7 protein-coding genes and 3 pseudogenes are annotated in these 12,654 nt (G+C 61.0%); 1 reads left to right on the top strand and 9 read right to left on the bottom strand.

From position 1 onward, the window contains the following. Nucleotides 1–623: 623 nt before the first annotated feature. From HWX03_RS17950 to HWX03_RS36940, 9 genes and pseudogenes are all read right to left on the bottom strand, one after another. Nucleotides 624–1,589 (bottom strand): SUMF1/EgtB/PvdO family nonheme iron enzyme, encoded by a 966-nt coding sequence (locus HWX03_RS17950; protein WP_175872074.1) that lies wholly within the window; start codon nucleotides 1,587–1,589, stop codon nucleotides 624–626. Then, nucleotides 1,567–3,294, bottom strand: a complete 1,728-nt coding sequence (locus HWX03_RS17945; RefSeq protein WP_175872073.1) for a WD40 repeat domain-containing protein — start codon at nucleotides 3,292–3,294, stop codon at nucleotides 1,567–1,569. The genes HWX03_RS17950 and HWX03_RS17945 overlap by 23 nt, the downstream gene beginning before the upstream one ends. After that, nucleotides 3,291–3,890, bottom strand: coding sequence for a GTP cyclohydrolase II RibA (gene ribA, locus HWX03_RS17940; protein WP_239468995.1), 600 nt, complete (start codon nucleotides 3,888–3,890; stop codon nucleotides 3,291–3,293). Before ribA ends, HWX03_RS17945 begins: the two co-directional genes overlap by 4 nt. A gap of 150 nt (nucleotides 3,891–4,040) precedes the next feature. Beyond that, complete coding sequence (locus tag HWX03_RS17935) at nucleotides 4,041–4,637, bottom strand: NAD(P)H-dependent oxidoreductase (protein ID WP_175872072.1); 597 nt, start codon at nucleotides 4,635–4,637, stop codon at nucleotides 4,041–4,043. Continuing rightward, nucleotides 4,634–5,947, bottom strand: coding sequence for an MFS transporter (locus tag HWX03_RS17930; RefSeq protein ID WP_175872071.1), 1,314 nt, complete (start codon nucleotides 5,945–5,947; stop codon nucleotides 4,634–4,636). Before HWX03_RS17930 ends, HWX03_RS17935 begins: the two co-directional genes overlap by 4 nt. A 44-nt stretch (nucleotides 5,948–5,991) precedes the next feature. Then, nucleotides 5,992–7,821 (bottom strand): WD40 repeat domain-containing protein, encoded by a 1,830-nt coding sequence (locus HWX03_RS17925; RefSeq protein WP_175872070.1) that lies wholly within the window; start codon nucleotides 7,819–7,821, stop codon nucleotides 5,992–5,994. 616 nt (nucleotides 7,822–8,437) lie between these two features. Then, nucleotides 8,438–8,902, bottom strand: a pseudogene (locus HWX03_RS17920) (Tn3 family transposase); the annotation flags it as partial. A gap of 230 nt (nucleotides 8,903–9,132) precedes the next feature. Next, nucleotides 9,133–10,187: pseudogene (locus tag HWX03_RS17915) on the bottom strand (PDDEXK nuclease domain-containing protein). A gap of 104 nt (nucleotides 10,188–10,291) precedes the next feature. Beyond that, nucleotides 10,292–10,570 (bottom strand): annotated as a pseudogene (locus HWX03_RS36940) (HU family DNA-binding protein). A 929-nt stretch (nucleotides 10,571–11,499) separates the two neighbouring features. Here HWX03_RS36940 and HWX03_RS17900 point away from each other — a divergent pair. Further along, on the top strand, nucleotides 11,500–12,648 hold the full coding sequence (locus HWX03_RS17900; RefSeq protein WP_175872068.1) for an acyl-CoA dehydrogenase family protein: 1,149 nt from the start codon (nucleotides 11,500–11,502) through the stop codon (nucleotides 12,646–12,648). Nucleotides 12,649–12,654: the final 6 nt, after the last annotated feature.

Here is a 12,654-nt window from a genome sequence, read left to right as displayed (position 1 = left end):
GACCCTAACCTGAGTCCACAAGACTGTCCCATGTGGAAGTGGAAAATTCCGGCATGACGTTGTCACCGAGACCAGGAGATCATGCCGTGAAGAAGAGAAAGTTCAGCGAAGAACAGATCGCTTATGCATTGCAGCATGCCGAGCTGGGCATGCCGGCAGTCCGGCATGGGCACTGCAGCCATAGGAGACTAGGTCGCAGCAAGTGTGAAGAAAGACGCGACATCTTCATCACCGATAAAGTGCAACCGTTGCTTTGCTCTCGACAGCCCGTAAGCATTCGCGATTCTCCGGCGGATCTGTCAATGCCGCGAACTGCCGCTACTAGGCAAAATTCGGCACAGCATCGACATGATCGTGCGATAGCAGACGCCTCGCACGCAGTCGCGGTGAAGCAGCGTGTGGACTGTCGGCTGCATCAGGCCGGTGCTTCCGAATTCCAACGACCGGCCCGATCCCTCGGGGGTACATTCGCCTTATGGGGAACTGGCACGCTTACCAAACTTCAGACTCCCTATAGCCACTACAGTATTTCTGGCGCCAGATACAATTATGTAAAATAGTTTGAATGCCAAAATTTGCGGTCGCTGGGCACCATTCCTAACATTACTTCGGCGGACACCCTACTAGAGCGTTTCCGCCAAGCGAAATCCCATCGCATAGATCGCCCCCGGATACCATCCGTGCCGGCGCCGGCATCGCGCGAGGTCGCCGAACCGCGTGAAGCTTCCGCCTCTCGCGACGCGATACGTACCGCAGATCCGCAGCAGGTCGTCGTCAATCGTTTCGCCGCCCGGATAGACAGCGTAGTCGTCGGCCGTGTATTCCTCCACGTTGCCGCCCATGTCGTCGATCCCAGCGGCGCTTCGTCCTCGCGGATACATGCCGACCGGGCTTGTGAACAACGGTCCGTCCTCGGCAGTATTCGCGCACGCCGGATCAAACTCGTCGCCCCACGGATACTCGCGCCGTCCGCCGTCCGACGCGGCGTACTCCCATTCAGCTTCGGTCGGCAGCCGAAACCGCCGCCCGGTCCGCTCGTTCAGCCACGCCGCATAGGCGTCGGCGGCGGCCGGCGGAACAGTCCAGACGGGATGATTTGCGAACCACGCCGGATACATGCCAAACTGCCATGAAGTCGGCAGAAGGTCGCTGTGCGTTGCCTCCAGAAACGCGCGATATTCGGCGTTTGTCACGGGAAACCGCGCCAGCGCAAACGGCGCGACGTGGCACTCATACTCAGGACACTCCTTCAGGATCCATTCCCGCTGCACGCCGTGATGCGCCCATTGCGCCACCACCCGCTCGACCCCGTGCCGGCTCAACCCGAGCGTCACCCGCCCGCCGGCCAGCCGGATCATCTGTGGTCGTTCGACCGATATGCGCGGATCGCCGCGCAACCCGAGCATCAACCCCGCTGCGAAGCGGCGTTGGCGGTCCGCCGAGATCGACTCCAGCACTTCGATCAGTCGCACCGCATCGCATTCGACCAGATCCTCATGCGCAGACAGCAGGTTAAGGCCGAGTCGGTCGTGGAATCGGCCGGGCAAACCCATCGCGGTCCGCGGATCAAGCAAGTTCGGATTGCGCATGCGACTCGCCCTGCACGATTTCAGCGGCAACATCCAATTCGTATACGTGTCCGTCGTACGAACTCATCAGGAACGTGCCGCTCGCTGGTCCGTTGCAGATCGACGAAATGCCAGATGTCGTCGGGCGTACCGTCGCGACCCAGCGCGCGTCGATCACATCGAACACCGCAACGACGCCGGAATAGGAACCACTCGCGATGTAGCGCCCGTCGCGCGACGTAGCCACGCACTTGATCGAATGTTCATGTGGCGTATCCAGCGTTTCCACCTGCTCCTCTCGCCAGATGCGCATCTTTCGGTCCCGGCTTACGCTCACGAAGCGACGCTCCGGCAGCGGCGCAGCGCCGTTCGCGATCCGATCGTGTGCGTCGTCAACCCGGCCAATCTCATCAAGGGTATCGACCGAGAACCACGCGGCGCCCCGGTCGGCGCACACTGAGAAAATGACACCGTCGGATACCGCGACAGACTTGACGGCGTTCGTATGGAGCCGCAGGATCCCGACCAGCACGGCCCCGCTGTCCTGCGCCATCCTGAATACGAGGCCTTCACCGGTATAGGTCCCGATTAGTGCATGCGCATGCCCGTCGCGCGTGAACGCGACGCCGCAATTGAGTGGCGAATGATGCTGATAGAGCACTCTGCCTGTCAGCGCGTTCATCACCTGCCCCAATTGGCCGCCGGTGAGGATGTGTCCGTCGGTTAGCGTGATGAAGTTGCACAGGCTGCCGAGATGCGTAACCGGTTGGCCATCGATCGCGAACACACCGTTGTCGCCGACCGTCAGCCGGTGCCCGTCGTGCAGCGCGACCGCGTTAACGCCCGCCGTCGGTCCGACGCGGGTTAGGTCCCAGCTATCGGTGTCGATGTGATACACCGCATAGGAGTTGCCGAACGTCGCGAATGCCAGTGTGGCGCGGTCGATGAACGCGCACGAGCGGGCCCAGATCTCAGCGGGCAGTAACGCCGTGGCGATCTTGTCGAGCGTCTCGCCGACGTGCCATACACACAGTGTGCGGTCATAGCTGAGACTGACGAGCAGCTTCGCACGCGAGTTGTACACTAGACGCTTGATACCCGCCGCATGTGCGCGGATCGTCTCGACGCGACCGCTGCGGATTACTACGATATTGCCCTCGTCGTTGCCTGCGTAAATTCCGCCCGCTGCGTCGATCGCGATCGTGTCTGTTTCGACGCCGCCCACGTCGACGTCGGTCACTAGTTCGCCGGTCTCGAGCGACCAGCGTTTGACGGTGCCGTCGTCGCTCGACGAAATCAGGTAGTCGCCGCACGACGACCACACGACCGAGATTACGTCGGCGCGATGGCCATTGAAGCAGCGCACCAGATTGCCGGTCAGGTTGTAGACCATGATCCGCTGATCGCGCGATGCGGTCGCGATTAGTTCGCGATCCGGGTGGAACACTGCCATCTCCACGTCGTCGACGTGATCGGACAGCACCGCGTGCAGTTTCATATCGGGAAGCATCCATACCCGTGCGGTGTGGTCGCTCGACGCGCTAACGAGATATCGGCCGTCCGGACTGAACTCGACCTGGTTCGCCAAATGGTCGTGCAACCCGCGGCCCAGCGCGCGCTGGGTAAGCGCGTCCCATAGGATCACCTGGTTGTCGTAGCCGGCCGTCGCGACGAAGCGTCCGCCGAATGCGGCTACGCCGCTGATGGGAGAGCGATGCGCGATCATCTGATCACCTCCGGATTGTCCATGCTTATTGTGTGGTGCGCGACCCGCACCTTCGCTTCCAGATAGCGCCGATTGTGCTCGGCGACGAATACACCCGTCGGTATCCGCTCCGCGACGATGATGCCCGCCGCCTCGAGCTGCGCCTGCTTGTCGGGGTTGTTGCTCAACAAGCGGATCCGTGACACGGACAGGGCCACGAGCATCGCCGCCGCACTCCCGTACTCGCGTTCGTCGTCGCGAAAGCCGAGCAGTCGGTTCGCTTCGAACGTGTCATGCCCGTCGTCCTGAAGACGATACGCGGCAAGTTTCTGGTACAGGCCGATTCCCCGCCCTTCCTGCCTCAGATACAACAGGTAGCCGCCCGCGTCGTGCAGGCACTGGATCGCCTCATTCAGTTGAGGGCCGCAGTCGCACCGGATCGATCGGAGCACGTCACCGGTCACGCATTCTGAATGCACGCGAACCAGCGGGCACAGCGGATCGGGCGAACCCAGCACCAATGCGAAATGTTCGAGCCTATCGTGGAGCCCCGAAAAGCTCACGATCTTGCCGGACGAGACGCCGCCGCCCGGCAACTCGAGCGGCAGCGTCACCATCGACCTGATGGTTGCGGATTTCTTCATAGGACACCGTGCATTCCAAGGTCGGCAAGAATCGGCCGACAATCGATGGCCACGTCGCGTGGCATGCTGGCTACCGTCGTACTTCGCGCATGCCGCGCGGCCGGAGCGCTTGCGCGTAGTTCACTACATGCCGTACGGGTAAGCGCCGGCCTCGCTTCCTTGGGACCTGACCTCGGACAACGCGTCCGCATAGCGCGCGAGCTTCCCGATCGCGTAACGGCAACGCTCAGCGATCGGATCGCCGGCGAACTGCGGCGCCGTTGTGAGTGAGTTCTCGACGTCCCGAATAATCACGTGCTCAGGGATGTAGCAGAGTTTCGTGTTCTTGTAGCCGCTCGACCGCAGTTCCGATACGACATACGCACCGCCGACCCCTGCGCTAATGGCCACGATAAGGGCTGGCTTGTCCTCAAGGCTGCCGGTATCGCCGAACAAGAAATAGTTCTTCAAGCGCGGCGGTGCCATCCCGTTCCACTCGGGACAAACAAAGATCAGCGCGTCGGCTTCGCGCTGGTCGCAGCGTACCCGCTCGAGCTTCACATCCCACGGCGATGCGTCGTCCCATACCGTCTCGTCCCAGAACGGAAGATCCATTTCGCTTAGATCGTGGATGGTGATGCTGGAGAAATGTGCGGGCAGGAAATGCTGACACAGGGTTTTCGCCACCCGGCCGCTTTGCGACTGTGCTCGATGGCTACCGCTGACGATCAATGCTTTCAAGATTCACTCCACGAGTGATTGCCGAAGGCTTTCGGAAACAATGCCGCATAATCGGAGGCGCCTTCCTGCTTGTCCTTTCCTAGCAGGTTCCTCAGATGCGGCGCGAACGGGATGATAAGCGTCGCGACTAGCGCACAAGTGAAGAGGCTGCCCAGCAGCGCACCGCTTCCCCACCCGCGAGCGACCCAGCCGGCGACGTACAAGGCGCCCGGCAGAAAGATAGACGAGATGAACATGGTGTTGGCGATGACGCGTGTCCGATAGTCGGGCGGCGTCGCTTGAAGACGCAGCGCGGTGAGATTGGTCGCGACGAGCACCGACGCGAAGCCGAGCGCGAAGCCGCCGGCCACCACCAAGGGCACGACCCTCGCACACGCGAACAGCACGACGAACGCCGCAACGTGCATTAGCAAGCCGAGGACCACCGTGCCATAACGGCCGAATCGTCCGTTCAGCGGTTTCACGACGAGGGTCGCGGCCACGAAGACGCCGAATCCAAACGCACCGTCGACCGCGCCCATTACCCATGCGCCGAGCGTCTCCTGCGCGAGCTGGGGCAGCGCGATCAACATGAACGTGCTTACGGCGACCGTCAGGAACGAGTTGCCGAACGCGATCGCCAGCTCGGTCCGAATCGCGATCACGCTGAGGAAACCATGCGCCAATTCTCGGACCCATCCGCTGGACTTGCGCGACGTAGCACCCACTTGGTCACGAGCGCGCGGGCGTCCCGCGCCGGATGCCATGCACATGTAACCGCCGACGACCAGCGCCGCTGCGGCGAGATACAGCGTGATGGACGGCCCCATCATCGCAGTAACCGCCCCCCCGACAACCGGCCCGAGGATTCGAGACAGCGTGCCAAGCGCCCGACGCACGCGCTCACCGTCGACCAGTGCGTCGTTACCGATCAGTTGCGGAAGCAATGAGTCCGCGAGAGGATCCCGCGCGGCGTCGGCGAGTTGCGAGATCACCAATAGAGGCACGACGGCGACGAGGCTGAACGTCTTCAGAAACAGCGCGGCCGACGCGAGCATGAACAGGCACAGCGCTTGGATCGCGAACGTGACTTTGATCAGCTTTGCGCCGAAGCGATCGCCGAGCGGCGCCGCGAGCGGAACCGCGAGCAGTTCGAGTAGCACGGACGCGGAAATGACCGAGCCGAGCGCCACGGTGCTGTGCGTTTTTGCAAGACACCACCACGACGTGCCCAGGACCATCAGGCGCAATGCAAAATACCCAAATATGATCCCACCTTGGAAGAGATAGAACTGCCGCGGCAACGAAAAATAGATAGGATTCTTGATCATGGTGTCATCCGGAACGGGCATCCGCGTCACGCTGCGTGAAAGATTCAGTGATTCGTCTTCTCGAATATCTTCAGGCAGATCACCTGCGCATCGTGCAGGCAAAACTTCTTCATGATCATGTCGCGGCCGTAGACTAGGAATTCACTCTCCGAGTCTTGGACTCGAATCATCCCCTTCGCGTAGTCGAAGTCCCAGTAGCTCGAACTCAGAAGTTCGCCCGTAGCAACGTCCCACACCATGATCAGTTTGTTATATGTGATGCCGACCAGAAACTTGCCGTTCTCGAGCGCGAGGAAATCCTCGACGGTGTTCGATTGGCCGTTGTAAAAATTCTCGTCATGGCGCCACTTGCCGTCGATGCACGTAATCCTGTCGATCGCGGAGCTGTGCACCGCGAGCAAGACGTCCTGATTCAGCCATTTCATCCGCTTGGGGATGCGCGACGATGTGTCGATCACTTCCTGCATCTCGCCTGCGTCGTCGCGCGTCAGAATGACGATTCGGCCCATCCGCTCGCCGACCGCGACTGTTCGGTTGTCCGGGTGGATCGCCAGCGACCAGAGCGGCTCGCTGGCACTCTTGAAGACCGTCCGGCAGGCGTCGGAATGTCGCCATGGGATCTCGACCAGACTGCCATCCTCCAGGCATGCCAGCACCGTGTCGGCGTCGACGAAGGCCAGATCGCGGACTGCCGCGCCAACTTCGCGGCGGCGGATACCGTCCGGATCGACGAGGACCATCGTCTTCGCAGACGTCCCGCAAGCCAGCTTGTTGCCATGCGACACCAGACGCTTGATGTAGTGACCGCCCGGGACGATGTCGTCGTCGCCCAGCGAGGGCCAGCCGGCGACCGTGTCGCCTACTGCGCGGAACAGCCCCCCCTCGCCACCGATCACCAAATCGTTGCCGAAATAGGCGGCGCTCCATAGAGCGGGAAGCGCCGTATGAATCGCCGCCTCCACGTGCCCGGTGTCGTAATCCACTTTCAGGAAGCTGCCGTTCCGGACTTGCAGGTACAGCTTCACCGCACCCGCTTCCGTGCCGGCCCGGATCCAGCGCAGCTTGAACGGCGCCTTGAATGCGACGCGCGTCGGTGCTAGCGACAAAGGGTCGATCTCGTACACGTTGCGATCGAACGACGACGCGAAGATCTTGCCCGTCGACGGCTCGCGCGTCACGTGCTCGAAATCGTCGTTCGCGAATGGAGGGCCGATCTCATATTCGAGGGTCCGGTCGTCGAACCGAACTAGACGCCGTGCGTCTGTCGCGACAAGCCATGTGCCGGACGGCTCGCGCTCGAACCAGTGAATCGTTTCGTTGATGCCCTCGATGCGGGTCAGTGTCTGGTGCTCGCTCTGATAGTCAAAACGCACAATGCTGCCATCAATCAGGCCAACCAGCAGAACGGTATCGGACGCCCATGCTGCGGTGGTCGGTGCCGCCGGGCTTTCATGCCGCAACGAGCGCCACGCGACGATCTGCATCGCATCGTTCAGATCGAAGATCAGCGTCCGCCCGGTCGGACCGTTCACCGCAATCCGATGGCCACCAGGACTGAACGCTATTTCCTGACTTTCCGAAAAGGCAATCTGATAACCGTCTTCAACCATGTACTCGAGACTGTTGATCGACGTGACGATTTCAAGATTTTCATATGAAACCTTCAATATCGTGATCGTGAAATCCTTGTTCAGTGTGGCCACGAGATGACGCGCGTCGCAAACCGAGATGGCCTGAATCGTTGTGCTGCCAACGCTCGCCAGAGAGACAGTTTTCAGGTCCTCCGACTTAACCAGTTCTACACTTCCTTTCTTGTCGCCTAGAACAAAAAGACCATCCTCTCTGAAATAGGCTAGGGAATTGATATGGTGCATGGTTTATGGTCGCGCATTCGTTCCAATCGACTCCGAACGAGTCGTTCCGCATGGCGCAACACCAAGCCATGCGGAACGACCTACAGATGATGCCGTTACTTTTGCGTGAAGATCTTAACCGCACGATCCGGGCGGGTTGTGCTCGTCTTTTCCATTTTCGTACTCCTAAATGTAAATTAAGAACGCAAAAACCACATGCGCACCATTGGCCGAAATGGCCCTTCACATCGCCGAGGCGAGGTGATCCACTGCCGGATCGAAAAGGTGGGGTCACCTTGATCGAACGGCGATTCCTGAAAAACTGAAAATATTCTGCCTATTGCGCGAAGCGAATCAATGGAGAGCCGTCTCTGTAATTAGGTTCGCTTCGAATGTTCGTATGATATTTCCAGACGAAAAACGTCGCGTCAACATTTTTTTGACCACATCAAAAAAGTTTTGATGCGCGCCAGATCCATCATTATGAAAATGTAATATATCGTTTAATAATAAGTAAGTTATTGATTTGTAAGTATTTCGCTTGAATGCTGGAATAACCAGAGACAAACCCGGCAATGCGTTCAGTGGTTATCGGCCATGCCTCGTATCTGCGGTCACCGTTAGCAGAAACTTCGAACACCAACAGCTTCTGCCAGCGCGGCTTGATGAAGTCAGTCGGCGCGTCCGCAGGCACCTTGCGGGCGTTGCCGCTGTTCATGCCGCGCAACACCTCGATGGCGTCGTGCACATCCTTGGCGGCGGGCGCGGCCCGCAGCTTGAGCACGGCGAGGAGTTCCGGCGCGTACCGGCGCAGCGTCGTGTAGCTCTCGCCGATGCGGTGCAGGAAATCGAAGTCCTCGGGCCGAGCGAGCTTCTGCGCCTCGGTGACGCTTTCGGCGAAAGCATCCCAGGACATGACGGCTTCGATGGCGGCGAAGGGATCACGGCCCGCTTGCTTGGCCTCGATCAGCGCCTGGCCGATGCGCCCGAACAGTCGCACCTTGGCGTTGATTGCCTTGCCGGACGCCTGGAACTGCTGCTGATGCTTGTTCTTGGCGACGTTGAACAGCTTGCCCAGGATGCGGTCGTGCAGGTCGATGATTTACGTCGGTGACGGTACCCTACCTCAACTCGCCGATTATCAGCAGCCGCGGGGCATAGACAAACAGCCCTTCGCTGCGCCTTCGTCAGTGGCCGTCGGCGCGAGGTAGAGTGTTTTCTCATAGCTTGATTGCCAGTGCCACCAACATCAAAATTTACCGGACGCCCGTCCCCGCATCGGATTCGCTGACTCCAAGCATGCCCAAGCATCTCCGAGCCTCGAACGGAAAGTCACGCCTTGCGGCCACGGCGCTCCAGTTCGATCGTAGTTCGCTCCAATTCTCGAGCAAACGTGGCCTCATCCGGCAGGACCATCTGATACTCCGCTGCGAGTATCTTGTTCGGTAGGTTGTCGAGTGCATAATGCGCCTCGGCCGCGCCTTTTTCAGCACACAGAATCAAGCCAAGCGGGGGGTTTTCGCCGGGCTTCATCCAATGTTCACGCGCGTAGTTGAGGTAGAGATGCATCTGCCCCGCGTCCGCATAGCTGAAGCGCCCGACCTTCAAATCGATAATGAGCAGGCATCGCAGGCGCCGGTGAAAAAACACGAGATCGACTCGAAACCAGGTGTCATCGATCCGTAGACGCCGCTGCCGACCTATGAACGCAAAGTCATCGCCGAGCTCGAGGAGGAAATCTGCCAAGTGCTGGATCAAAGCCGCTTCGAGATCCGACTCCGAATATTCGTCCTTCATGTCGAGAAATTCGAGGACAAACGGATCGCGGATCGCGGATCGCTTCCTCAGGCCGATAGAAGATCGCCGGGTTGCGCTACAGCCGCCTTTCCTAGCAAGGACGCTTTGTTGCGTGACATCACCAGCCGCTCATAGAGCTGACTGCTGACCTGACGGCCAAGCTGTCGCACAGACCAGCCCTCACGCAATGCTTCAGCCTCGTAAAAGTCGCGAGCAGCTTGCGCTTTCACCGCGAGGAGGCGAACGTAGACGGACCAGGGCAACGGAAAAGCCTGAGCGATTGAATTTAGCTCAAACGCCACGCCCGTCGACGCCTTCACAGCTGCCTTGGTTGATTTTGCAGACGCTGTCGGGACAATCCGGGCGGGCGTGGATTGTGCAGACAGTGTCTGCACAATCCGATCCGCAGGCCACGTCAAGTAAAAGGCGCGCATCTGTGCGAGATTGCGCCATCCGAAGCCGCGACCGAATCGCTCTGACAGATCGGCGCCCAAACGGCGGATCACCGCCTCGCCATAAGCGGCCCGTCCCTCCCCACCCTGCTCGAACTCAACGATTCGTCGCCCGATCTCCCAATATGTCGCCGTCATCAGGGCGTTCACCATGCGAGCCGTCGCTTCGCGCGCCGACGCGACTACATCAGCAATTTCGCGGTGCAGTCCGGCATAAGCGGCCTGCCCGACATCGCGCTGCGTCACAGTGCGTTCACCGCGTCCTTGAACGCCTTGCCGGCGGTGAACTTCACAGTATTCGCGGCCGGGACGGCAATCTCCGCGCCCGTCGTCGGATTACGTCCCGTGCGGGCGGCTCACTGCCCCTGCGAAAACACGCCGAAACCGATCAGCTGTACCGATTCGCCGCGACTCACGGCGTCCGCGATCGTATCCAGGACCGCCTGGACGGTTTTGCTCGCGTCGGTTTTGGCGACACCCACGCCCGCTGCGACCGCGTCAATGAGTTCCTGCTTGTTCATGAACAGCCTCGGCAACAAAGTCAAAGCTGCACCCTACCTCATCCCGCTGCACACACGAAAATCGCTGGCGATCAGTGCAGCAACGTGTGCATTCCTGGCCAGCTCCTGTTGTGACCACGCCAAAAGTGCTCGCGCAGCCTTCACTTGCTCGGGAAGAACGTTCTCGTCCACGGTCAACCTCATATTTCTAATATGAAGTCAATCCAGGATGCTGATCGAGAGAAGTCAAACTGGACTCACGGGAGATGCGCTCCAGATATTCAGCGGTACTTGCGTACTTTCGCAAAAAGCATCACATGTCGCCAAAGTTCAAGGTTAAGTAAACGGTGAGCGCGCTAGTTCAACGTTACATGAACTACGAGTACAAACTTCGCCGAGCGACGCCTCGGCAGAGCGTTGCCACATCGTGGAGTAACCGTCAAAGGTAAGTGAATCTCGACAACTGGGTCGGGCCGTCCGAATCGTCTGCCGGTTTATTCGCCGCACGCTCCACCGACGCCTGCCCGACGCCCGGCAGGTGTGACGGCAACGAAACGAGCATCGGGAATTCGACGCGATTGCATTCCACGCCATCCAAATGATATGGACTGCGAAGTCAATCGAATCGACCTGGACGACGAAGCGTCGGCCATCCCACCGCGTGTCGCCTCACCACCGACGCGCGATCGTCTTCCGTCATCGAAGCGCCGCGATACCGCCGACGACGGCACGGTGTGACCGCCGTCGTCCGGCAGCCCTCGCTCGCGCCGATGCGCGACGGACATCACGATCACGTCCGGCAATCGCGCTCCGCCGTCCATCGCCTCGCCGCCTGCGCCCGAATCATCCGCCGCTGCACGCCGCCTCGAAGTGCAATAACTGACAGTTTCTCGCCCCCGGGCTTTTCATTAGATTGGCGACACGATCCATGCAAAGCCCCGCGCCCCGACATGACTCTCACTGCCAGCGAAGCACAGCACACGACGACCGCCGCATACCGGGACATCGCCGAACGCCATGCGCGGTCCGCCCCTTGCGGCGCCTTCCATCGCGATGCATGGGATGCATTATCCGACGCGGGACTGTGGCGCCTGCCGGTACCGCGTGAACTCGGCGGCGCGGGAGGCACGTGGCACGACTTCGTCGATGCCTTCGAAGCGGTCGCCGCGACGCTGCGCTCCGTCGGCTTTGCGATGGCGCTCGCCAATCAGGCGACGCTGATTCGCGCGGTCGTCGCATACGGTTCCGACGCGCAGCGCACACGGCATCTGCCGTCGCTGCTGTCCGGCGCCATCGGCGCCACGGCGATCTCGGAGAAAGGTACCGGCACCGAAGTGCGCGCGCTCGAAACATGCCTCGTTCGCGACGGCGACCACTACCGGCTCGACGGCCACAAGTACAACATCAGCCACGCGCCAGAAGCGCGCCTGATGATGATCGTCGCGACCCTGACCGGCGACGGCAAACCGGCCACCGCGCTGGTGCTGATCGATCCCGAACGCGCGGGCGTGCAGCGCAGCGCCCCGCAGGCGACGTTCGGCGTCGCGGATCTTCCGATCGGCGATCTCGCGCTGTCCGGCGTGCGCATCGACGCCGACGAACTGCTCGGCACGCCCGGCGACGGGCTGCGCCTGCTGATGGACATCGCGTCGATGAATCGCGCGCTGTTCGGCCTGCTGTGCGCGAACGTCACCCAGCCGTTTCTCGCCGACGCGCTCGCGCACGCCGGCGCCCGCAAGACGCTCGGCGTCGCGCTGGACGCCCATCAGCACGTGCAGCGCCGGCTGGTCGAGGTTCAGGTCGGCATCGAGCGCACTCGCTCTACGGCGCGCGCTGCGCTCGACCTGCTCGTCGCGCAGCGTCCCGAGGCGCTCGCGAACTGCTCGATCGCGAAGCTCGGGGGCGCGCGCGATCTCGCGCAGGCCGCGCTGCACCTGCTCGCGATTCACGGCAGCGACGGCTACCGGCGCGGCCCGCTCGCCACCTTCGTCGCCGACGCGCTCGCGATGGGCTCGGCCGGCGGCACCGAGGAAATGCATTACCGGAACATCTTCAGCCAGATGCAACGACGCGCGGCCGCCACGGCGCGCGCGGCGTGACCGCTC

This window comes from Burkholderia sp. BCC0397 (assembly GCF_902832865.1).
GTDB lineage: Bacteria > Pseudomonadota > Gammaproteobacteria > Burkholderiales > Burkholderiaceae > Burkholderia.
Note: the sequence above shows the minus strand (reverse complement) of the source record. Positions and strands in the feature narration are given on the sequence as shown.